Annotated in this window: 15 protein-coding genes; 5 read left to right on the top strand and 10 right to left on the bottom strand. The window is 47.7% G+C overall.

What is annotated here, in order from left to right; translation table 11 throughout:
• Window positions 1-101: 101 nt before the first annotated feature.
• Window positions 102-1,841 (top strand): ABC-F family ATP-binding cassette domain-containing protein, encoded by a 1,740-nt coding sequence (locus A8708_RS09655; RefSeq protein ID WP_068663268.1) that lies wholly within the window; start codon window positions 102-104, stop codon window positions 1,839-1,841.
• Between the two features lie 381 nt (window positions 1,842-2,222).
• Here A8708_RS09655 and A8708_RS09650 read toward each other — a convergent pair whose 3' ends face one another.
• From A8708_RS09650 to A8708_RS09625, 6 genes are all read right to left on the bottom strand, one after another.
• Entirely contained in the window at window positions 2,223-2,954 is a 732-nt protein-coding gene (locus A8708_RS09650; protein ID WP_068663267.1) for a nucleoside phosphorylase, read from the bottom strand.
• Between the two features lies 1 nt (window position 2,955).
• A complete protein-coding gene (locus A8708_RS09645; protein WP_068663266.1) occupies window positions 2,956-3,633 on the bottom strand; it encodes a sulfite oxidase-like oxidoreductase in 678 nt (225 codons plus the stop codon).
• Between the two features lie 74 nt (window positions 3,634-3,707).
• Window positions 3,708-4,631 (bottom strand): ABC transporter permease, encoded by a 924-nt coding sequence (locus A8708_RS09640; RefSeq protein ID WP_068663265.1) that lies wholly within the window; start codon window positions 4,629-4,631, stop codon window positions 3,708-3,710.
• Window positions 4,615-5,682: an ABC transporter permease gene (locus A8708_RS09635; protein WP_068663264.1), complete on the bottom strand. Its 1,068-nt coding sequence runs from the start codon at window positions 5,680-5,682 to the stop codon at window positions 4,615-4,617. The genes A8708_RS09640 and A8708_RS09635 overlap by 17 nt, the downstream gene beginning before the upstream one ends.
• A complete protein-coding gene (locus A8708_RS09630) occupies window positions 5,675-7,174 on the bottom strand; it encodes an ABC transporter ATP-binding protein (protein ID WP_068663263.1) in 1,500 nt (499 codons plus the stop codon). The genes A8708_RS09635 and A8708_RS09630 overlap by 8 nt, the downstream gene beginning before the upstream one ends.
• Window positions 7,175-7,268: 94 nt before the next feature.
• Window positions 7,269-8,294 (bottom strand): BMP family lipoprotein, encoded by a 1,026-nt coding sequence (locus A8708_RS09625; RefSeq protein ID WP_068663262.1) that lies wholly within the window; start codon window positions 8,292-8,294, stop codon window positions 7,269-7,271.
• A gap of 420 nt (window positions 8,295-8,714) precedes the next feature.
• Between A8708_RS09625 and A8708_RS09620 the strand changes: the two genes are divergently transcribed.
• Entirely contained in the window at window positions 8,715-14,333 is a 5,619-nt protein-coding gene (locus tag A8708_RS09620) for an Ig-like domain-containing protein (RefSeq protein WP_068663261.1), read from the top strand.
• 271 nt (window positions 14,334-14,604) lie between these two features.
• On the opposite strand, the gene A8708_RS09615 is transcribed toward A8708_RS09620, so the two are convergent.
• From A8708_RS09615 to A8708_RS09600, 4 genes are all read right to left on the bottom strand, one after another.
• A complete protein-coding gene (locus A8708_RS09615) occupies window positions 14,605-15,480 on the bottom strand; it encodes a carbohydrate ABC transporter permease (protein WP_068663260.1) in 876 nt (291 codons plus the stop codon).
• Window positions 15,481-15,496: 16 nt separating this feature from the next.
• Complete coding sequence (locus tag A8708_RS09610; protein WP_082927395.1) at window positions 15,497-16,465, bottom strand: ABC transporter permease; 969 nt, start codon at window positions 16,463-16,465, stop codon at window positions 15,497-15,499.
• A 106-nt stretch (window positions 16,466-16,571) separates the two neighbouring features.
• Window positions 16,572-18,221, bottom strand: coding sequence for an extracellular solute-binding protein (locus A8708_RS09605; RefSeq protein ID WP_068663259.1), 1,650 nt, complete (start codon window positions 18,219-18,221; stop codon window positions 16,572-16,574).
• A 147-nt stretch (window positions 18,222-18,368) separates the two neighbouring features.
• Window positions 18,369-20,684: a helix-turn-helix domain-containing protein gene (locus tag A8708_RS09600; protein WP_068663258.1), complete on the bottom strand. Its 2,316-nt coding sequence runs from the start codon at window positions 20,682-20,684 to the stop codon at window positions 18,369-18,371.
• A 281-nt stretch (window positions 20,685-20,965) separates the two neighbouring features.
• Here A8708_RS09600 and A8708_RS09595 point away from each other — a divergent pair, with 281 nt between their 5' ends.
• Genes A8708_RS09595 through A8708_RS09585 form a run of 3 tightly spaced genes read left to right on the top strand, consistent with a single transcriptional unit; the run spans window position 20,966 to window position 23,075 of the window.
• Window positions 20,966-21,631: a TVP38/TMEM64 family protein gene (locus A8708_RS09595; RefSeq protein ID WP_068663257.1), complete on the top strand. Its 666-nt coding sequence runs from the start codon at window positions 20,966-20,968 to the stop codon at window positions 21,629-21,631.
• A gap of 44 nt (window positions 21,632-21,675) precedes the next feature.
• Window positions 21,676-22,374, top strand: coding sequence for a phosphatase PAP2 family protein (locus A8708_RS09590; protein ID WP_068663256.1), 699 nt, complete (start codon window positions 21,676-21,678; stop codon window positions 22,372-22,374).
• Window positions 22,375-22,415: 41 nt separating this feature from the next.
• Complete coding sequence (locus tag A8708_RS09585; protein WP_068663255.1) at window positions 22,416-23,075, top strand: class I SAM-dependent methyltransferase; 660 nt, start codon at window positions 22,416-22,418, stop codon at window positions 23,073-23,075.
• Window positions 23,076-23,085 lie beyond the last annotated feature (10 nt).

The raw sequence follows: 23,085 nt of genomic DNA, 5'->3' as shown, positions 1-23,085 counted from the left end.
AGATTGAAGTTGGTTGTAACAAGTGTTATTCTAACTACGGTAAACTTGAGATCCGTGGTCTTCCAAGCATTTAATAATTTGATATAAAGAAAGGTAATACGATGATAAAAGTTGAAAACTTGTCCTTCTCATTTCCGCAAAAAGAACTATATAATAACATTTCATTTACGCTTGAAGAGGCACAACATTGTGCTTTTATAGGAACAAGTGGCAGTGGGAAAAGTACACTGATCGATATATTGATGGATCCAGAAAGATATTTGTTCGAGGGCAAGTTAGAAATAGACCCTACTTGCAAAATTCGGCATGTAAGTCAATTCCCGCAATTCGACAAAACGAAAGAAACAACCGTGTTTGAGTATATAGGGGAAGAATTTATTGGGCTACAAAATGAAATAACAGCTATTTGTACGGAAATGGAAACATCATCGGATATGGATGCGTTATTAGAAAGGTATCAATTGGCTCTAGACACTTTTGATTCAATTGGTGGAGCTGATTTTGAAAGCAACATTAATAAAAAGTTAAATCTAGCCAACCTCATGAAGCTCAAAGATCTTAGGGTATCCGACCTGAGTGGCGGGGAATTCAAGCTTATTCAAGTGATGAAGGAAATGCTTAGTCGTCCAGATGTAATGATTATGGATGAACCTGATGTGTTTTTAGACTTTGACAATTTAAATGCGCTTAAAAATCTGATTAATTCTCACAAAGGAATGCTGCTCGTCGTTACGCATAACCGATATCTATTGAATCATTGTTTCAACAAAATCATACACCTCGAAAACATGGAGATCCAAGAGTTTGACGGGCGTTACATTGAATATAATTTCTCCCTACTTCAGACAAAAATTGAGTTGCAAGAAATCGCTGTCGCTGAACAAGAAGAAATTGAGAGATACGATAACATTATTGATAATCTTAGAGCTATCGCAACGTATAATTCAGAAGCATCTCGAGGGAGAGCATTAAAAGCTAGAGTCAGATTTCAAGAAAGATTGGAAGCGCGTAGAATTAAAGCGCCATTTGTTGAAATTAAGCAGCCGAATATCAGTTTCGCTATTGAAAATGAAATTGAGGACGCCGTTGTTGTCAATGTCAATCATTATCGTGTTGCCTTTGATGAGTTGCTTCTAGACAATGTTAACTTTGAGATAAAGTCTGGGGATAAAGTGGCCATTATCGGTCCAAATGGTGCCGGGAAAACGACGCTGCTCCGCGATATTTTTAAAAACAATCAGGATTCAATTGAAATAAATGCCGATGCTAAAGTGGCCTATTTATCTCAGATTCAAGGCGAAATGCTAAAGGATTCTAACACAATACTAGAAGAATTCATCGATGCGGGGTTTAAAACGTATGATGAGATTAGATCGTATGTTTCGAACTATGGCTTTGAAGGAGAAATCGTTAATCAGAAGATAGCATCGTTATCTGGTGGCGAAAAGAATATGCTTCAATTGGCTAAAGTTTCTGCCAGCAAAGCAAATCTATTGCTTCTGGATGAGCCGACAAGCCATTTGGACACCTACACACAAATAGCACTGGATAAAGCCATTGAAGACTACAAAGGCGCGATTCTCATGATTTCTCATGATTTCTATTCGGTTGTCAATGGTATGGATTATGTGTTAATCATTGACGATAAGACGATTAGAAAAATGAGTATGCGGAAATTTAGACAGATGATTTATGCAAGTCATTTTAATAGAGACTATTTAGAAGCTGAACAAAATAAAAAAGCAGTTGAAATGAAAATAGAATTAGCTTTAAAAAATACTGATTTTGAACAGGCAAAAGTATTGGTTGATGAGCTTGAAGAGTTGATTAAGTTGCTTTAATGTGTTTGGAGAAGTGCGTAAGAGCAAAGAGCCCAAAAGTGCAAAAGAGCATCTTTTATGAGGATAAGAAGTAAAAAGTGGGTAAATAAGTGCGAAAGTGCAACCTTTTGGCATGAATCGGCGAGAAATCGCTGAATCTCAGCTAAATAGATGCCTTTTCGCACTTATTTCAGTTGAAAGCACTGAAATCGCGGAAAAGGTTGTATTTTTGCACTTTTGACGGGGGATGTTGAAGACGGGGGGTAGTGGGAGATTGGCAGATAGAAGATTACTGCGAGCGGGAGAGAGTAGGTAAGTGTGTGGATGGTTAGTGGTGAATCAGCTGCCACACACAAGCAATTAAGACCGTAAGGGAGTCCCTCACGGTCTTAATTGCTTGCATTAGTTGTCTTCCGTATGCAACTTCACCATCGCACGGATTGCCGCATCAATCTCTCGCTCGATAGCGCCAGAAACGACATCCGTATGCGGATTGTACACTTCGCGCAGATCGGCGTCCGCATAGCCGTCCAAAGCGACGATGGCCCCAGCGCGTACTCCGCGCAGCGAAGCGATAACATAGAGGGCGGCGATTTCCATCTCAACCGCTAATGCACCAGCTTGCTTATATTTGCGGTGAGGGAATTCCTCGACGCCTTGGAAGAAAGCATCCAAGGTAACGGTGATGCCTTGCTTCACGAGTCCATCGCTCTCGGAAGCGGCTTGATACAACGCGCGAGTAACAGCGTGATCAGCTACCGCGGGGAAACCGTGAGGCACTAGCTGGCGAGTTAAGCCCTCTTCACGTACCGCGGCTGTGCTGACGACGAGGCTTCCTGGCGGTACGTCAGCTGAGTAGGATCCAGCGGTTCCGACGCGAATTAGTGTCTTCACACCGCCTTTGATGAGCTCCTCGAAGCATACTGCTGCTCCTGGGGACCCCACACCGTGACTCACGATAGTGATAGGGACGCCATCCTTAGCGCCTACGAAGGTCCGATACTCGCGGGAGAAAGAAAGCTCACGCACGTTGTCCAGCTTACGTGAAATGGCCTCAGCCCTGAACGGGTCGCCGCACACGATCGCATAGGGAGTTAAGTCTTCCGAATTGACTTGCAAAATGGATAAAAACAATTTAATCGAACTCCTTTCTGACCCACTCATCTTCGGGAATTGGAATGGCTTCACCGGAGAAGCGCTGTTCTTGGAACGGATCTGCGACATTATGGAAACCATTGCGTTCCCAGAAGCCTTCGCGATCTTCTGCCATGAACTCGATGCCGCGAATCCACTTGGCGCTTTTCCAGAAATACAAATGTGGAACTACGAGGCGAAGCGGCCAACCATGCTTGAGCGTAAGTGGCTTGCCATCGAAAGTCGTTGCCAGTAGAATATCATCACCCATAAGATCTGTGAGTGGCACGTTCGTTTCATAGTCATTGTCCGCATGGATCATGACATACTTTCCTTCGGGTTTTACATCAATCAGTTCAAGGAAATCTCGGAAGCGCACGCCTTCCCATACCGTATCCAGCTTGGACCAACGGGTTACACAGTGGATATCGCACTGAATTTGTGTATGGGGTAAAGCCAATATATCATCATAACTGAATGTTTTCTCTTCGACGACTTCCCCAAATACGTGCAGCGTCCATGCCGCCATATCGTACTTGGGAACTTCACCTTCATGCAGAATAGGAAAGCGGTCCGTAACAGCTTGACCGGGTGGAACTCGACCAGCAAGCTCTTGTGGAACGTCTACAGCGGGGATTTGCATGCGCTTAATGCGCTCCGCTTTGGTGTCTTTAGGCATCTGCCATCCTCCTAAAAGTTTTCCTTCAGGAAAACTCACTTCATAAGCATTACTAAACATATCTGGGTTGTATCTTAACGCGAACTGCCATTCGCTTTCTGCGCATCTGCTAAGTAATTGCTCCTACGGAAGAAAAGCATAGCTAGCAATGTCACGATATAAGGCAGCATTTGTGTGAAATGGGTAGGCAATGAGAAGCCTTGAAGCCGGATACTGAACGCGTCCATTAAGCCGAACAGCAAGCTGGACGCCATGACGCCAATGGGATTGGCTTGTCCCAGCATGGTTGCCACGAGCGCGATGAAGCCGCGGCCAGCTGTCATGCCTTCGGTGAACATGGTCACTTGTCCGAGAGATAGCTGTGCACCAGCGAGTCCGCAGAGGACACCGCAGATGAGGACAGCGATATACTGCATCCGATTGACCTTAATGCCGATACTCTTGGCGGCTACTGGGTTTTCACCGACAGCGATCATCCGGAAGCCAAGGACGGATTTGAATAGCAAGTACTGTAGCGCGAACACCAGCACGAAGGCTAGATAGACAAGCGGAGAGTGCCCGGATATAATCCCGCCAAGGACAGGAATATCTTGAATGAAGGGGATGTCCCACTTCGGCAGTCCGATCATATTTTTATCATAATAAGCACCTTTAACGTTGAAAATAGCTTTCAAACAAAATGCCGTTAAGCCTAAGGCTAGAAAGTTGAATGAGATACCGACCACGATGACGTTCGCTTGCAGATGGATGCTCATATAAGCAAAAATCAACGAAAACACCACGGTCACGGCAATGGCGATGAGCACGGCTAGGACCACGTTGCCCGTATAGTAATTCCCGACAATCGCCGAGAAGGCACCGACCAAGACGAACCCTTCTAGGCCGACGTTAAACAAGCCGACGCGCGAGCAGATGGCTCCGCCTAGTGCTGCAAGAAGAATCGGCGCAACCATGCGAATCATGGAGTTGAATAAAGATACATCAAGAAGATGCTGCATCGCCCTTGCCTCCTTTCCGGCGTTTCCATAGGGTAAAGCTGATTTTGGCTGTTACAAAGAGAATGAGCAACGACTGAATCACGCTGGATATTTGCAGTGGAATGTCAGTATTGCGTTCAACACCCATGCCTCCGGTTTGCAAGGCTGCAAGCAGAACGGAAGCAAGCGCTGTGCCTAAGGGATGCGCGCCTGATAGCAAGGTAGCCATGATGCCTGACCAAGCGTAGCCAGGATTCGAAATCATACCATCCGTATAGCGATACTGCATACCGAGCACCTCGACGGCGCCAGCAAGCCCCGCGAAACCGCCGCTGGCAAACATACTCGTCAGCATGACTTTGCGTCTATTTACCCCGCCGTACGCCGCGAACAGCGGATTGTAGCCCAGCATGCGGACCTCATAACCTGCCACGGTATATTTAATGAATAGAAATAGGAGAATGGCAAGTACAATCGCAATAATAAAACCGCCATGAATGCTCATGCCTTGAAACAATTTGGGCAGCCATACGCCTTTATCGATCATCATCGTTTGGGCTAGTGCAGCTGATCCTGATGTATCTTTGAGCGGATATGCGACGATATATCCTGCGAATAAAGCGGCTATATAGTTAAGCAACAGCGTTGTAATGATCAAATTCATTCGGAATTTCGCATCCAGCCAACCCGCGAAGGCCGACCAAATTCCGCCTGCCAAGATACCGCTAAGAATCGCGGCAAGCAATTTAAATAGCGGAGGACCAGGGAGGTATAATGCAACCACGGCACTGGATAAAGCGCCAAGAATCATCTGGCCTTCGGACCCCATGTTGAAGAATCCAGCACGAAATGCAATCGATACACCTAACCCAACAAGAATGAGCGGAGTAGCGCGTGTTAACGTATTCGTAAAATAGAAGAAGTTGCCGAAGGCACCTTTCCACATCTCGGCGTACGTTTCGATGACGGACCCGCCAATGAGTAGAATGGCAATTGCACCGCCGAGCAATCCGATGACGATGGCAAGCAGAGGCTGAATCCAGGCGCTTAGGTTGAACAGTCTTTTAAGCATGTGAAGTTCCCCCCGCCATCCATAAGCTGATTTGTTCCTCTGTTGCTTCTGCCGCGGACAATTCGCCCACAATTCGTCCTTCGTACATAACCAAGATACGATCAGACAGTTGTAAAATCTCTGTTAATTCCGAGGAAACTAATAGTATAGCACCTTGGTCGTCCCGTTTCCGAAGCAGTTCTTCATGAATCAATTCCATGGCCCCGATATCTACACCGCGAGTCGGTTCAGCTGCGATCAAGAAGGGCTGTCCCTGCGCAAGTTCCCTCGCTACGATAAGTTTCTGCAAGTTCCCTCCGGATAGAAACTTCACTTTAGCATCTTGGGATCCCGCTTTAATCTGAAATTGCTGAATGAAGCCGCTAACCATATTGCGGAGTTCTTTTCCGTTAAGAAGACCAGAGCGGCTTTTGGTTTTATGATGACCCATCGTGCCATTATCTAACACAGTTCCTTCTTTGGCTGCTCCCCATTGATAGCGATCTTCAGGAACATGGGAAAGTCCGATTTCTCTGATTTCACGAACGGAGCGCCCTCGAACCGGCTCCCCTAACAATTGGATTTCTCCCTGATCAATCGATTGGAGGCCAGAAATGGCTTGAATTAATTCGGATTGACCATTACCTGAAATGCCAGCAATACCGACGATTTCCCCAGCTTTCACCTGCAACGTGACACGATCCAGTACAGGCTTTCCTTTGTCACCATGAATGGAAATGTCTTGAACATGAAGGACGGTCTGACCGACAGTCAGATCTCTTTTCTTAAGCTGCTTCAAATCTCGCCCGACCATGAGCTTGGAAAGCTCTTCAATGTTCGTGGCATTAGCATCCACCGTACCCGTCATTTTGCCGTCACGAAGCACAGTAACACGGTCTGCAACCTCCATGACTTCATGGAGCTTGTGCGTGATGATAATGAAGCTTTTGCCTAGTTTGGCTAGGCTTTTCATAATGACAAGGAGTTCTTTGGCTTCCAGCGGCGTAAGCACACCAGTAGGCTCGTCCAAGATAATGATGTCTGCACCTTGATAGAGCACCTTCAAGATCTCGACACGTTGCTGCAAGCCGAGAGGGCAATCAGCGACTTTCAGGACCGGATCAATCGGGAGGCGATATTTGGCGCATAGTTCTTCAATTTGCGTGATGGCTTTCTTACGGTCAAATGCCACACCAGACTTCGGCTCGTTGCCAATCACGATATTTTCAGCCACAGTAAACGAAGGGAAAAGCATGAAGTGCTGATGCACCATCCCGATACCATGTCGAATGGCATCTGTGGGATTGGTGAAAGTAACTTCCTTGCCGTTCAAAAGAATATGACCGGCCGTAGGCTGCTCCATGCCGTACAAGATACGCATTAGGGTGGTCTTACCAGCACCGTTCTCCCCGACTAATGCATGAATTTCACCTTGACGCAGCGAGAAATCAACGCCAGAATTCGCTGTTAAATCGCCGTATGTTTTCGTAATTTGACGCATTTGAAGCAGCATAACGGTTTTTCGCTCCTCTACCTAGACATGAGGAAACTGCTTACGTCTCCGTAAACAGTTTCCAGGTCAAACATATATGCGATTGTGAAACAAATTATTTGACTGGATTTTCTACTTTTACTTTACCAGAAACGATATCATCACGGATAGCTTTTACTTTGGTAATGACATCTTGTCCAACGAATGGGCTTAATGCGGATGTTGTTTCTCTTGTAACGAATGTAAGACCAACGCCATCTTCTTTCAAGCCGTAGTCAACAGCACCGAATTTGAATGTGCCATTCACGAAATCTTTCACAGTTTGGTAAGCTACAGCGTCTGTTCCTTTCAATTGGGAAAGTACGATGTGTTGTGGATCTGTTAGCGTACGGTCAATGTCTTGTCCGGATGTATAGAAGCCTTTTTCTTTCGCTGCTTCAAATACGCCAAGATCGCCTACAGCGGATGCTCCTGCGATAAAGTCAGCACCTTGCGAGAATTGAGTTAATGCCAATTCTTTGGCTTTCGCTGGATCTGTGAAGCTGCCTACATAGTTTACGATGAATTTGGCATTCGGGTTCGTAGCTTTCAAACCTTCTTGGAATCCAACTGTGTATTTCTTGATAAGAGGGATATCAACGGCTGCAACCATACCTACAATGTTTTTCTTCGTGGAAAGACCTGCTGCTGCTCCAAGCAAGTAAGCTGCTTCATGTTCACGGAAAACAACGCTGCGAACATTCGGAAGATCAACGACGGTATCAATAATCGCGAAGGATTTCTTCGGATTTTCAGTGGCTACCTTTTTAAGTGCATCCTCAGCTGTGAAGGAGCTTGTAATGATTAGATCGTAGTTGTCGGCAACGGCAGCGCGCAAGTTTTGCTCGATCGCACTCGCATCTGCGGACTCAACGGTTTTAACCGTAACACCAAATTCTTTGCTAGCTTTCTTAACGCCTTCATCCATTTGTGTAAAGAACGGGTTTACACCGATTTTCTCAGGCGTAATTAGGATGATCTTTTTATCGGACTTCGCTGCAGGTGCACCGGATGCTGCAGGTGATGCTGTTTCTGTTTTCGCTGCTCCGCAGCCTGTTAGTAAAACTGTTGCGGCAAGAACTGAGAATATAACTTTTTTCATAATGGATCTCTCCCCTAATCTATTTATGTATGAATTAACCAATGACATAATTATATCCTACTAAAAAACTCGGATATAGTCAAAGGGATTATTTTCTGATTCGACAAAATCATCCAAAATTCTACAAATTCGAAAGTCTATCCGTTATTATACTAAAATGTACGAGCACAATCCATCTCTTTCAATAAAATACCAGTAGTTTCTTATAACTTCGATTGCTTTCAACTCATAATAGGTCGCGTCTTGGCAGGCCTTCATGCAATCTTAAATCGGGATAGCCGTTGTGAAAAGTGGTTTGTGCACCAAATGAAAATGGGTTTGTCATTATTAAGAATGACTGATAGGCACGAATAAACAAATAACCTATAGTGTTTGTATGCGCTTCCAAAGCGCTGAATCTATATGAGAGGTGGTTTATTTATGCTTCGAAGATTAAGCTTGGTTTTGCTTAGTATCCTGATGATAGGCGTGTTACTCCCTCCTAGCTGGAGCCAGGCAGGTCTCCCTGTCGCGCAGGCCGCGGAAGAGAATCTGGTCCAGAACAGTTCGTTCGAGACCTATTCCACGGATTCCCAATTCGGCTGGACAACGAGAAGGGCGACCAACTGGTCGATCTGGGTAGACACGGCAAACACGACGGTCGCCCCGGCGGTCTCTGTGGAAGCGTATCCGGCGAGTGTGGGACTCCGATCCGTGAAGATCAGTTCGCCTGCACCGAACAAAAGCAGGCTGACGGTGTATCAAGGCAATCTGCCAGTAGTCCCCGGTCAGGAGTACCGGTTGTCCGGTTCGATCAGAACCCAGCAGCTTGTAGGGGATACCACTGCTTACGGCGCCAATATCCGGCTTGCCTACCTCAACTCGAGCGGGCAGCTGCTGCGGATGGATTATTTGCTTCCTACTAATAAACCGGTCCGAGGCAACAATTTGAACTGGCTTACCAACGCAACTTCAACGATTGCTCCAGCAGGGGCCGTTACGGCGAGAGTCGATCTCGATTACAACCAAGTATCGGGCACGGCCTGGTTCGATGATATCCAGTTCAAACCATGGATATCGCTGAAGGGGATTTCCTTTCAAGAGCCTGGGGGTATGATCCCCGCGGGAGGCTCGAAACAGGCGCCTGTTCAGCTAACTCCCGCCAATCCGTCCAATCCAAGCTTGAGCTGGACTTCGTCCGATCCGGGCATAGCGGCTGTAGACGGACAGGGTGTGATCACCGGGGTTGCGCCGGGCACTGTCACGATTACGGCCACTTCGGCAGAAGGCAGCTACACGGCGTCCTACCTGATTACAGTAACCCCTGCCGGGCTTGTGAAGAACAGCGGCTTTGAAACCGTGGTAAGCGGCTCACAGAACGGCTTTACGGGTTTGACGGCTACAGACTGGTCGGCATTAGCCCCTTATGGCAGCCCGGTTATTACTGTCGACGAAGCCGTATATGCGGCGGGCAGCCGCTCGCTCAGCATCAGTGCCGCGGTAAACAGCAGTGCTTCCGCCGTGCAACGACAGATTCCTGTGACCGGCGGACAATGGTATCGCTTAAGCGGTAAGATCGCAACCGAATCACTAACTGGCAATGCGGCAACTCTCCGCATAGTCTGGACGGGTTCCGGAGGGGCTGTGCTCGGAACGCTTTATCTGCCGGAGACCCCCTTGAAAGGGACACAATCTTGGCAGAACTACGAGGATTTGTTCCAAGCTCCCGCGGGAACGACCTCGGCGAGTCTATATGCGTACTTCGCGAATGGAAGGGGAAAAGCCTGGTACGATGACGTGCAGCTCACGCCATGGGTATCCGTTACCGGGCTTACCGGGGATGTACCTTCCTTCAAAGCGCTGAGTCCCGGCGAAAGTGTGACCTATGCGGTCTATGCCTCCCCGTCGAACGCCACGGATAAGCGTGTATATTGGACGTCCTCCCAGCCGGACGTTGCCGCTGTCGACGCATCCGGAAAGGTAAGCGCCAAAGCGGTGGGTCAAGCGGTCATTACCGCGACGTCCACGGAAGGCGGCTTTTCGAAATCTTACACCGTTGTTGTATCGAATGCCTTTCCGAACGGCGGTTTCGAGACCGTAGTCGCCTCCACGAAGGACTGGCTCAATGCGATCAAACCGGGCACGTGGATTTATTATTTCAGTACGGATACGACCCTAGCGAAGCCCCAATTATCGCTTGATTCGACCGTGAAGAAGGAAGGCGCGAGATCGGTTAAGATTGAGGCTCCAGCTAAAGGAAAAGTTGTTCTTTATAACAAAATTATAGGGGCCACTGCCGGTAAGAGCTATCGGGTAGGCGGCTGGCTCAAGCAGGAGAACGGCGGAACGAATGTCAGCCTGCGATTGCTCTACCAAGATGAAGCTGGGAATGTCGTTTCGAAGAACGGCAAGGTCTTCGACACACTTCCCTTCACGGGAACCGTAGATGCACACGGCTGGAATTATTATGAAAATATGATCACGGTCCCAACCGGCGCCACGCAGGCTCGGGTGGAGGTTGGCTTCGAGGCGGGTACCGGTACGCTATGGGCGGACGATATCCAGGTGATCCCATGGGTTCCGGTTTCCGGTATCCAATTGGATAAAACGAAGGATCTGATCGGGGTCGGCCAGAGCGTCGCCTTAACAGCAACTGTGCTGCCCGGCAACGCCACCAATCCGGTCGTGTCCTGGACATCGGATAATGGCTCCGCAGCTGTCGTGGAGGCGAGCGGATCGAACTCCTCCCTGGCCACCGTCAGAGGGGTTGCTCCCGGAATCGCCACGATCCGCGCTGTAGGAGAAAATCCACAGTATGCTGCAACCTATACGGTCATTGTCGGGACGGATACGGACATTACCGCTTCCGATGAAGCCGTCGAGGTCATGGAGGATCAGTCGATCACTCGTCCGGTTCTGGCAACCGATGCGGCGGGAGACCCGCTTACCGCGTCCGTGCTCCTGGCACCGTCGCACGGTACGGTCTCTGCGCGCGAGAACGGGACATGGGTGTATTATCCGAATGCCGAATATAACGGACCGGATACGTTTACGCTGCTGATTACCGACGGCCTTAATCATTTTGCTTTTTCGATCATCCAGGTTAATGTTCTGTCGCAGCAGGATGCTCCATCCATGGATGTGCTGCAGGTCAATGTAGGGACGGTTCGGGATCAAGCCGTATCGGGTGTTGTTACGGCCAAAGATCGGGATCAGGATCCGGTTACATTCAGCCTCAAACAAGCGTCTCAGCCTCAGCACGGCAGCGCAGTCGTTCAGCCGGGTGGAGCCTGGACCTATACGCCTGCAATGGGCTATACGGGCTACGACTCTTTTCAAATTGAAGTTTCAGATGGACAGGGCGGGACGTCCAGCACCACAATCGTCGTTTATGTCGGTCTGCCTGGAGCGGAAATGGTTTCTTCGCTCGTCTCCAGACATTCGGCGCCAGGGACGGCTCATCCCCGGTTGTATGCAACAAGCGATGACTTTACGAGAATACGCGGGCTTGTTCAGACCGATCCGATCATGCAAGAGTGGTACGCCAAAGTGAAGGCCACTGCGGACAAAGCCCTCGGCGATCCGACGATCGAATACTTTACGACCAGCTCAGGTTCGAACATTAATATCGTCAACCTGGCGGATAAACTGATGCCGCGGATTCAATCGCTTGCCCTCATGTATCAAATAACAGGAGACAGCCAATATTCATCTCGTGCAATCGAGCAATTGAATGAGATGGCGGATTATCCGGACTGGCATGGTGGCGCCAAAAATTTCCTCAGCATTTCGGAAATGGGGAATGTGGCTTCCATCGGCTATGACTGGCTGTACGGCGCGATGACTCAACAGGAGCGGGATCATCTTCGCGCCAGAATGATTCAGGAAGTGCTCATCAACGCGAAGTATGAATATTTGGAGGGCGGAGCCAAAAACAATGCGTGGTGGACGGTTTCTCCAAGTAACTGGAATTTGGTAGCCAATGGCGGCATCGTAGCAACCGCCTTGACGATCGGAGACGAAGCGGATGCCAACCGCATCCATACGGAAGCTTCCGATCCGCGTTTCCAAGTACCAATTGCCGAATCGGTCTTACAAGCAGCTCTTTCCTCCGTACAATACGGTATAGGCGTATTTGCCACAGATGGCGATTGGCCGGAAGGAACCGGTTATTGGGATTATGCAACAGAATACTTTGCCTATATGATTGGGGCGCTCCACACGACTCTAGGCACTGACTACGGTTTATTGGAGCAGACTGGAGTCTCCGAAACCTCGAAGTATATGGCGAACCTGCACGGTCCGAACGGTCCCTTCAATTATTCGGACGCGCATCTGACGTTTCTCGATACGCCACAGCTTCTGCTGTTCGCGGATTTGCTCGGTGACCCGGACATTTCCTGGTACAGACAATTCACGTATAACAAGAATAAAAAAGCGGAACCGATGGATCTGATCTGGTACCGTCAGGGACTGTACGGCAGCAGCGATCCTCTGGAGCTTGACGCGCTGTACGATCATCCGCTCAAGAACAATGTCGCGGTCTTCCGTGATTCATGGAACGATCCCGGTGCTAACTACGTCGCGATTAAGGGCGGGGTCAACGATTATGCGATAACGAAATCCCTGCATAACAATCTCGACGTAGGCACATTCGTTCTCGATGCGCTTGGCGTCCGCTGGGCCGTCGATCTCGGAAAGGATGACAAGGACTATAACGTACTTGGCTACTTCATAACCGACCCCAAGGCGGATCCGAACCGTTGGGATTTTTACCGCACGAGGGCCGAAGGTTCCAATACGCTTGTGATCAACCCGGACGACGGACCGGATCAAGCGCTCGACGCGAACGCGCCGATTATCGCTTACGATTCCAAGCCCGAGGGCGGCTATGCGGTAGTCGACATGACGTCGGCCTACAAGGATGACGCGGTGTACGCGAAGCGGGGCATGATGATGGGACAATACCGCAGCAGCCTCCTTCTTCAGGATGAGCTTCAGCTGAAAGCCCCATCGGACTTGTACTGGTTTATGCATACGGAGGCGCCGGAGATCGCCGTTGCAGCGGATGGCAAGTCGGCGATCCTCAAGCAGAATGGGAAACGGCTTTATGCTCAGCTCCTATCCCCAAGTGCAGCGAACTTAGAGGTCCGTACGGCGACACCACTTCCGACAACGGATAGTTATACCGGCCAAACGCTCAATGCCAAGGTAAGGAAGCTGACGATCCATATCCCGGATGCCAAGGATCAATTGACGGTTGCCGTTCGGTTCACACCGCTCTCAGCGACTGAAGCGCCGCCTGCTGATGTGCCGGCTGTCACTCCGCTGCAGCAATGGAGCCTGGATTCGACACCTGCAGCTTTGTTATCGGAAATCAAAATCGACGGAGTGCCGCTTAACAGCTTCAGACCGCTAAAAATGAAATATTCGTTGGAAGTTCCGTTCTTGACCCAAACTGTGCCTGCGGTCACGGCTGTCGCAGAAGATCCATCCGACACGATTACCATTACGCCGGCATCTGGCATTCCAGGTACAGTGCTGGTGGAAGTAACGGATGACCAAGGCGTCCGTCGACCGGGCAAATATTTAATCGATGTGTTCAAGGGTGTATTCGCGGGTGTGCTGACGGATGTTCCGATACTGCCTGTCACGTATTTGGACGACAGCGGACCTGTCGACAATACATGGCCCGGACCGCAAGCCGTGGACAACGATCCGTTAACGTACTGGGCCGTTCTCGGGCCGAACACCATTGATTTCGATCTCGGCTCCGAGACGCTGGCCACTTATGTCGGAATCTCCTGGTTACGTGGAAATGAGCGCCAATTTTTCTTTGATATTCTGACTTCCACGGATGGACAGACTTGGACGAAGATTTTCCAAGGTCCGAGCTCGGGGAAAGTGAACGGCGATTATGAAATTTATGATATCCCGGATACGACGGCACGGTATCTTCGACTTGCCGTAACGGGAAACAACATCACGAATGCAACCAGTATTAACGAAGTCATGGTCTACGGCGCAAAACCACCTGTTGAAGTACCTGAACAAGAATAGAAACGCCAACAGACACTGCTGCATCAAAGCCGGCTAAGCCTGCCATCGCCGGTGATTGCAAGTGATATGATGTCATGATACTTCATGTGACAAAATAACAAGAAGAACCTTCGCTGCCGGTAGGGGTGGCGAAGGTTCTTTGATGTACACGTAAATCCCAACCTCTAATTATGTAATTGAATTCAGGTCAGGCCGTGGTCTGTAATTTATAGCCCCGAAATGCACAAAAAAGAGCGGGTAACCGCTCTTTTTCATATTGTATAAGCACCCATCAACCTTTGATCGCACCAATCATAACGCCTTTCACGAAATACTTTTGCAGGAAAGGGTAAAGGAACAGTATAGGGGCTGTGGCTACGATAATCGTCGCGTATTTGATCGTTTCTCCAGTTGGTACCTTATCGGAACCGCCAATGTTGGTCATCATCGAATCGGTACTGTTCGTAATCAGAATCTCGCGCAGAATGAGCTGGAGCGGGTAGAGATCGCGCGTGCGTAAGTAGATGAGTGCACTGAACCAAGAATTCCAATGGGCAACGCCATAGAAAAGAATCATGACGGCTACTACAGGCATCGATAGCGGAAGAATGACACGGAATAGGACGGTGAAGTCGTTGGCCCCGTCAAGCTTGGCCGATTCCTCCAGGCTGACTGGGACACCCATGAAGGCCGTACGCATAATAATAAGGTTATAAGCACTCATTGCAGCGGGAATGATCAGAGCTAGGCGGCTGTCCACCATGCCTAAGTCATTGATCAACAAGTAGGTTGGAATTAAGCCGCCGTTGAAGAACATCGTGAAAACAATCAAAAACATGACTGGGTTTTTCCACATTAATTGCTGTCTGGATAAAGCATAAGCGCCGAACGAGGTCATAAGAATGTTTAGCGAGGTGCCCAAAACAACGTACAGCAGTGTGTTCGTGTATCCAGTAATAATTGAAGGGTTCTGGAAAACCATTCGATAAGCTTCCCAATTGAGCCCTTTAGGATACCAAATCAGACCTCGCACTTGCATGGCCCATATCGGATCGCTTAAGGAGGCGAACAACACATAGAGGAATGGGTACAAGGTGAATAGGGATAATAGGATCAAGAACAAGGAATTCGAAAGGTCGAATAGTAGTTCTCCCCAGCTTCTGCGCATGTAGATGAGCCTCCTTTCACCAAAGTTTGTTATCGCTAGTGCGCCGGCTCAAAGCATTTGCCAATACGAGTAGCGTAAAATTAATGAGAGAGTTGAAGAGACCGACAGTAGCGCTATAGCTGAAGTCAGATTCGAGAATCCCTTTACGATATACGAAGGTTCCGATGACATCAGCGGTTTCGTAAGTAGTCGGATTATAGAGCAGCAAAATTTTGTCGGCTCCGATGGACATGAAGTGTCCAATTTGCAAAATAAGCAGGATGACCACCGTTGACATAATTCCCGGCAATGTAATATGCATTGTCTGCTTCCAACGATTGGCGCCATCTACTCTGGCCGCCTCATAGAGTGAGGGATCGATGCCGGACATGGCTGACAAATAAATGATGGAACCCCAACCAATATTTTGCCATACATTCGAGGAAATGTAGACGGAACGAAACCAGCTGCTCTCCTGCAGGTAGGAGATGGGCTCCAGACCGAACAAGGAGCTGAGCAAGTTATTGATTAAGCCGTCACGGGCCAGGAAGTCAACCATCATACCTGAGATGACCACGATAGATATAAAATGCGGCATATACGTAATCGTTTGAACGGTACGCTTCAACACCGCGCTGCGCAGTTCATTAAGCAGAAGGGCAAGCACGATGGATGCAGGGAAAGCGAACAGCAATTCATACATGCTTATTAGCAGCGTATTGCGCAAAATACGAGTAAAATAAAAGCTTCCGAAGAAATCCTGAAAGTGTTTCAGGCCAACCCAGTCACTGTGCAGAATGCCGACACCGGGTGAATAATCCTTGAAGGCAATCTGCAGTCCGTACATCGGAACATAATAGAAGAGAACATAATAGACTACGACGGGAAGCAGCATGATATAGATATATTTATTGAGCCTGGCGTCGCGTATGAACCGGTACTTGAACCCGTTCTTGTCGACCGCGGGCTTCACGGAGTCAGGTTGTTGATGGAGCGCTGTGGACATTGCGAGTTCCTCCTTGAGCTGGTGAGTCTGTCAAAATGGACGCAGAAAGACGCCATACGGCGGGAAAATTCTCTCCCGCGCCGTATGTTTACGTCTGAAGCTTATCTTACTTTCTGCTGAGGTAACGATCCAATGCGGCTTGGCGGACTTTGATCGCTTCCTCGATCCCCATACTTTTCATCGTTTGCACATACTTATCAAAGCTTTCAATCGGTTCTGCGTTCATGACGAATTTATTGAACATTTCTTCCTTGTAGGTCTTGACGTCATTCATGACCGAAGCTGTTTTCGAGCTTTCATCGGCATTCAGACTAATGCTCGGCATTTGCTTGGAATGATCCGCTTGGGCCCACGTTTTTTGTGCTTCACGCTGCGCAGGAATGGTGTAATATTGTTCGATAACCCGCTTATCCTGAACGAATGGTCCGTTCCAGCTGGATTGGAAATATTTAGCCATCGCTTGCGTCATCGGCAGCTTATCCGGGTTGTTCATAATCATGTCGGTGTACTTGGGATAGCCGTTCTCCATTTTGTAGCTTTCGCCTTCGATGCCGAAGTTGATGAGCATGTGGCCTTCCGGACCGTACTTGTAATCGAGCCATTGAATAATTTGCTCCGGGTTTTTGGCTTTGGCCGATATGGCTGCGCCGTATCCGACGAAAGGCATCGTATACTGGCCAAGCGGGTTTGGTCCGCCCTCTTTGAGCTTCGGATAGGGGGCTCCTACGAGGGAGAAGCCTGGGTTTGTCCCTTTAGCCAAGTCTAAGTAACGGCCTAGACCGGAACCGGCAAAACCGGAGTAAGCGCCGACCTGGTTACTGATAATTTTGTTGTCCTTAAGCTTGGAATCCTTGATGCTTGCGTAGTCCTTATCGATAAGTCCTTCCTTGTACCAACGGGCTAAAGTAGCCAGAAACTCCTTGTACTCGGGCTGTATAGGGCCGTATTTCACCTTGCCGTTATCGTTATAGAAGTCCGTTGCAATTCCATAGGCGCCAACAAACAGATGGTTCAAGTCAAAATCGCCAGCCAAATTCATAAAGAAGGGGATCTCATCCTGTTTGCCGTTGCCGTTGGGATCCTTATCGCGGAATGCCTTCAAGACCGTTTCCCATTCGGGAATGGTAGTTGGCACTTTCAAGTTCAACTTATCAAGCCAATCTTTGCGGAAAATCGGGCCGTTCACGACGCTTAGCTGCTCGTCGCCCAGAAGGTTTGGCATGACATAAATATTGCCTTCATCCGTTGTCATCATTTTGCGGAACTCAGGGCGTTCCTTCAATACTTTGGTCAAGTTGGGCGCATATTTCTCAATTAACTCGTTCAAACGCAGAATCTGTTTACCTTTAATTAGAGCATCAGGACTTTGGGCAGCGGCTGCCCCTGTGCCTGAGGCGAAGTTGTATTCCACCACATCAGTCAAGCTTCCTGAAGCCAGCATAATATTGAATTGGTCTTTCTCTTGCCCTGTTGGAGGATGCTGGAATTCAACCTTGGTTCCGGTTTTCTTTTCAATTTCCTTATAGGCAGCCATCTCATTGTACGTCTTCATAATCGCGCCTGCATTGCCGTTCAGCTGTACCCAGTACGTAATGGAAGCGGGATATTTGACTTCAGCCGCTGCCGATACGGCGGGAGCTGTTCCTGTTGCTGCAGGCGTTGATTTGGCTGTGTCGCTGCTACAGCCCGCCATGAAGACTGAGAGTGCTGCTGCTGAGATCACGGTTAATTGGATCGTTCTTTTCTTTCTGTTCATTCGTGGGTGACCCTCCTGTACATATTGTTTTTGCGGTGTCGTTATCCGCAATTTCAATATAAAAGAACAGACATTTGCTGCCTACAATACGTTCTAATGAACGATAAACCCCCCTTCAGATCAGGGGCAAACCGTATTTCAGGAGGGCTAACCATCCTTCAGATGATCCTCTCTTTGCAGCATGTCACGGTACTTTCCTGGGGTGATGCCTTCTATTTTTTTGAAAACACGGATGAAGCCTATATCTGTCGAATAGCCAACGCCTTGTGCGACTTGAAGAACGGTCATGCCAGGTACCTCAAGCAAGCGCTTTGCCTCTTTCATTCGAACTTCAATCATATAATCGGTCAAATTGATCCCATACTGCCTTTTAAACAATCCGGATACATATTGAGGTGTCATCCCAAAATGATCCGCAATCGAAGTTAAACTGAGGGAATGATCTCCATAATGTTCATCAATATAGAGCTTCATTCGTTCTTGCCAACGTTCATGCTGTTCGGAGCGAGCTTCTTGCACACTGTTGCAAATATATAGGCAAAGTTCTTTGACCTTTTTTAACATATCTTCGGCCGATGTGCTGTTAATGATGAGCTTTACAGGGTCAGAGTTGTCCTCCTGCCATTGTTTCTCATCGATTTTCAAAGCACTGGTAACTTTGAGAACGGTGCCTAGCAGATTCAGGAAGAGTAACTTTCCTAGTTCAGGTGTCGTGTCACGGGAACCCATATTGTGCTGGTACAGCTCGTTAAGAAGTCGTTCGACACCTTCATAATCCCCGCTTTTGAGACAATTCATGATTTGTGCTTCCATCTCCATGGGATAGTGATAGTAAGTGCGTTCCATGTAACGAATTTCATCGTAATGTATAACAGTGTTAATGCCATGAATAATTCGGTAATCTAGCGCATTAAGCGCTTCGCTATAGCATCGGGAGGCTTCTAGTCTGCCCAAATGCAGGGAGCTGGTCGCAACGGTGATCTTCATACGGAAGCGATCCTCGATGACTCCCTTGAGCTCAGCGATTAATCGGTCTCTACTCTGAATGGTCTCTTCTGAAGCATCGGGGACATTCAACAGAAGCGCTAAGCGATTGTTATCTGTTTCCGTGACATAGCCGGAATCACCAACGAATTCACTGCTCAAATTGAATAAAATAAACCGCACGAGCGCACGATCTCGATCATTCTCGGCAATCCGAAAATCTCGGCTTTCATCGACTTCAAGAATGATTACGCTAACATAGGGATGCGGGAGCCTAATGCCCATAAAAGCAAGAGAGTCTCCCGTTAATTCGGTTTGCTCGACATCTCCTTTTAATAATCGGGTCAAAAAGTTGGCACGCACGACCGGGAGATGTCCCGCTAGCTGCTGCTCAAGTGCTTTGCCTTCGGCCACAGAGGCGGCAATGGAGTTTCGAATAAAGTCGTATTCGTTAGATGGGCTATTTCGTGGCACACTTTTACCTTTGTTAATGGCATAAACAAGATCGCGAATTGGACTATAGCTGCGGTACGCCATCCAATAAGCAGCAGCACTTCCAGCAGCGACTACTAGTATGATCAAATAGATCGCCCAAGTTTTCATTTCGTTCACTCGCTCTAACACAACACTTTTGGGAACAAGGGATATATATTTCCAGCCGCTTGCGCCTGTTGTAAAGGAGAGCATTTGTGTGGTGCCATCGGCGTTATATGTTTCGTAACCATTGGAGTTTTGGGTCTCAGCGAGCAGGCTCGGAGAAAGTTTGTAGGTATTTGAGGTGGAAATAATCACTTGTCCCTTCTCATCCAGAATGAACATAGTACCGTTATCGACCCATTGAATACCTTTCAGAAGATCGAGGATTTGCTGCTCATTAATGAGCATGACAATCGTGCCTTTGATGTTGCTAGTCTCGCCAAGAGGTAATGAAATTGCACTGGCAATGACGTTTTTAGTGGCAGGGTCGGCAGTCGATGAAGGGGAAGTAGGCAAGTAAGTTAAATAATGATATCCGGTTAAAAGCTCCGTGCGTACGTGCTCCAAGTTTTTACCAGGGAGTGGGTACAACTTTGTGAAAAAGGTTGGGGCATCCGTTTTCAAAATGGGTGAAATTACGGCGTCTTCATCCCTTAGGTAAACGTAAAAGTCATCAATAAATGGCGTGCCATTGCGAATCGTTCTTAACGCGCGGACCGCCTCTTCATATTGAATGTATTTTTCGCTGTCTTTAATCGTCCATAAGGTTTGAAGCTTAGGCTGTGTCGCGATCTGAATGCCAAGCTGTTCGATCTCTTGCAAATTCTTGTCTACAATCTGGCGAGCTTGTTCAAGCATAGCCAAATTAGATCGATTTGCATTCTCGACCATACTTTTTTCCATATTCGTATACAAGATGAATGTACCCGTTACAGGAATGAGTAAAATGAGGATGTAAGAGAGCCATAGTGTCAGAAAAATACTTTTGCGTCGCAGCAGCATAGGTGAGCCCCTCCAATGGGTGCGGGATTAGGTGGCATGATATATGTGAAAATAGTGGTAGGGCTTGGAGAGAAGATGGGTGCAGTTTATCATATCTAACTGTTAGCATCAATGATTTCCTGCGTATTTCAGTACGTGGAGGGTGTCTTAAAACTGTCCTAAAATCGCAGGCGGTAGGATGACCATTCCAGCAAGTTGATATCGACCAACATATTTGTGTAAGATGAAGGGGAAGTTCCGCCTGTAAGTAGTTGGAATCAGGAGTATGGAGGAGGCGAGCTATGGCGCGTTCAAAGCCGCTTTGGTTACTAATTAGTTGGTTTGTTGTTGCTATTCTGGGACTACTCGTATTGAAATGGACAGGTGTATGGGAACATATAGATTTGAATTGGGTCACGAGATGGCTTCGTGATTTGGGCCCTATTGGGGGTCTGTTGTATATCCTGGCATATACGCTAAGACCGTTGGTCTTGTTCCCAGCGACACCTTTGACCCTTTATGGAGGCTATGTATTTGGCGCCTTTTGGGGGACCGTTTACGATATTATTGGTGCAGGAGCAGGAGCATTACTGTCGTTCTATATAACACGCAAATGGGGCCGCGGCAGCTTTCAACGTATACTACGAAGCCCTAAGCTCTTATCCTTTGATCAAAAAGCAGAGGAAAAAGGTTTCATGGTTGTATTGTATATGCGGCTTATGCCGTTCTTTCCATTCGATGGGATCAGCTATGGTGCTGGATTATCGAAAATTCGCTTCTGGGACTATACATGGGCCACATTCATCGGGATTATTCCCGGAGCGATTGTGTATAACGTTTTTGGCGCTTCCTTGAATGATATCTGGTCATGGAAGTTTCTCGGAGCTGTGGCGATGTATGCTGTATTTGCTATCGTCCCACTGCTAATTAAGAGAAGGCAAGCGCGCAAAGTGCGCCAAGCCGCATAAGAGGAAGAGGGAACAATCATTTCGCCGTGGGAGGCAAGGGACAGATGAAGGGGAAAGTCGTAGCAAGGGATGGCATCTGGCGTTTAGTGGGAGCAGGTGCTCTGCTCCTTATCTTTATAGTGATATCGCAGAACATTTCAGCAACATGGGTGCAAGCTTTTGATCAACATGTAGGCGGTTACATACAAGAGCAACGAGGTCCCTTTTGGACACCAGTGGCCAAATTTTTTACATTCATGGGAAGTGGAGCTACGGAATTCATTCTCTATTTTCTAGTAGCCGGACTGTTGTATGTGAAATACAAGATGAAGTGGGAAACCCTTGTCATATTCGTTGGTGTGCTTGGTGCATGGCTGCTGAATTCGGGGTTGAAAGAGCTCTTTGAACGCGACCGTCCATCCCCAGAGGGGTGGTTAGTGGAGGTGGATAGTTTCAGCTTTCCCAGCGGTCACGCGATGGTCTCCATACTCTTCTATGGATTGCTTACTTACTTGCTATGGGTGAATGTATGGCAAACATGGCGAGTAGCCTGGGGGATACCCCTAATTGGCGCCATAGTCATTTTATGCATTGGGCTTAGTCGAATTTATCTCGGCGTTCATTATTCAAGTGATGTATTGGCTGGTTACATGGCTGGGGGGCTTGTGCTTATGGGGTGTATGCAAGCGATTCGCATGATTAGACGACGGAGAATGATAACATCTAGTCATAAAGGGAAATACACATTCTTCGAGAATATGTAAGAATTAACAATACATATCATCTATAAAACGGGGGAATGTGCATGGCTATAGAAACATCTCGCTTTTTTACTTATGACGATACCAAGAATCAAGACATTTTTTATCGGTTGCCTGACCACTGGTGGAGTAGGCATTACGAGTACATATGGGCTTCCCATTTTGTTAAAAAAGATGATATTGTTCTAGATGCTGCATGTGGCTTAGGCCATCCCTTTAAGTATTATTTAGCTGACAAATGTCGAGAAGTATACGCTTGCGATATGGATGAACGCCTATTAGATACGAACGAAATTATCAAAGAACTGGAATATTATCTTGGGAAAGAGCATATAGATCAAATTAATCTGCCCACGTTAAGTATTCCTAAATTCGCTGTATCGGACATTTCCAATTTGCCGTATGATGACGGGAAGTTCGATGTAGTTTTCTGTATTTCTGTCATGGAGCATATTGAAGACACCGAGGTGCAGCTTCGTTCGCTGCAAGAGTTTAAGCGGGTTCTGAAAGACCATGGCAAATTGATTATTACCGTTGATTATCCAGATGTACATGTGGAGGGCTTTCTAAGTTTGATTGCGGCTTCAGGCTTACAATTGGTCGGAGATCATGACTTTACGAAGCCCGTTAATGCGATTACGTCGGACTATTATGGCCGAGATTTATGGTGCATTCGATTCGTTCTTGAAAAAATAAGCGTTTAATATACGACAA

It is taken from the genome of Paenibacillus oryzisoli (genome assembly GCF_001653565.1).
Classification (GTDB): domain Bacteria; phylum Bacillota; class Bacilli; order Paenibacillales; family NBRC-103111; genus Paenibacillus_E; species Paenibacillus_E oryzisoli.
The sequence above is the reverse complement of the archived record's forward strand: the minus strand, read 5'-3'. Positions and strand labels throughout refer to the sequence as shown.

Bases quoted from the DNA above. Each gene is read 5' to 3' on its own strand.
- A8708_RS09595 (WP_068663257.1), top strand. From the start codon at position 20,966: ATGGCGCGTTCAAAGCCGCTTTGGTTACTAATTAGTTGGTTTGTTGTT.
- A8708_RS09610 (WP_082927395.1), bottom strand. From the start codon at position 16,465: ATGTCCACAGCGCTCCATCAACAACCTGACTCCGTGAAGCCCGCGGTC.
- A8708_RS09625 (WP_068663262.1), bottom strand. From the start codon at position 8,294: ATGAAAAAAGTTATATTCTCAGTTCTTGCCGCAACAGTTTTACTAACA.
- A8708_RS09645 (WP_068663266.1), bottom strand. From the start codon at position 3,633: ATGCCTAAAGACACCAAAGCGGAGCGCATTAAGCGCATGCAAATCCCC.
- A8708_RS09590 (WP_068663256.1), top strand. From the start codon at position 21,676: ATGAAGGGGAAAGTCGTAGCAAGGGATGGCATCTGGCGTTTAGTGGGA.
- A8708_RS09605 (WP_068663259.1), bottom strand. From the start codon at position 18,221: ATGAACAGAAAGAAAAGAACGATCCAATTAACCGTGATCTCAGCAGCA.
- A8708_RS09615 (WP_068663260.1), bottom strand. From the start codon at position 15,480: ATGCGCAGAAGCTGGGGAGAACTACTATTCGACCTTTCGAATTCCTTG.
- A8708_RS09600 (WP_068663258.1), bottom strand. From the start codon at position 20,684: ATGCTGCTGCGACGCAAAAGTATTTTTCTGACACTATGGCTCTCTTAC.
- A8708_RS09620 (WP_068663261.1), top strand. From the start codon at position 8,715: ATGCTTCGAAGATTAAGCTTGGTTTTGCTTAGTATCCTGATGATAGGC.
- A8708_RS09630 (WP_068663263.1), bottom strand. From the start codon at position 7,174: ATGCTGCTTCAAATGCGTCAAATTACGAAAACATACGGCGATTTAACA.
- A8708_RS09640 (WP_068663265.1), bottom strand. From the start codon at position 4,631: ATGCAGCATCTTCTTGATGTATCTTTATTCAACTCCATGATTCGCATG.
- A8708_RS09585 (WP_068663255.1), top strand. From the start codon at position 22,416: ATGGCTATAGAAACATCTCGCTTTTTTACTTATGACGATACCAAGAAT.
- A8708_RS09655 (WP_068663268.1), top strand. From the start codon at position 102: ATGATAAAAGTTGAAAACTTGTCCTTCTCATTTCCGCAAAAAGAACTA.
- A8708_RS09635 (WP_068663264.1), bottom strand. From the start codon at position 5,682: ATGCTTAAAAGACTGTTCAACCTAAGCGCCTGGATTCAGCCTCTGCTT.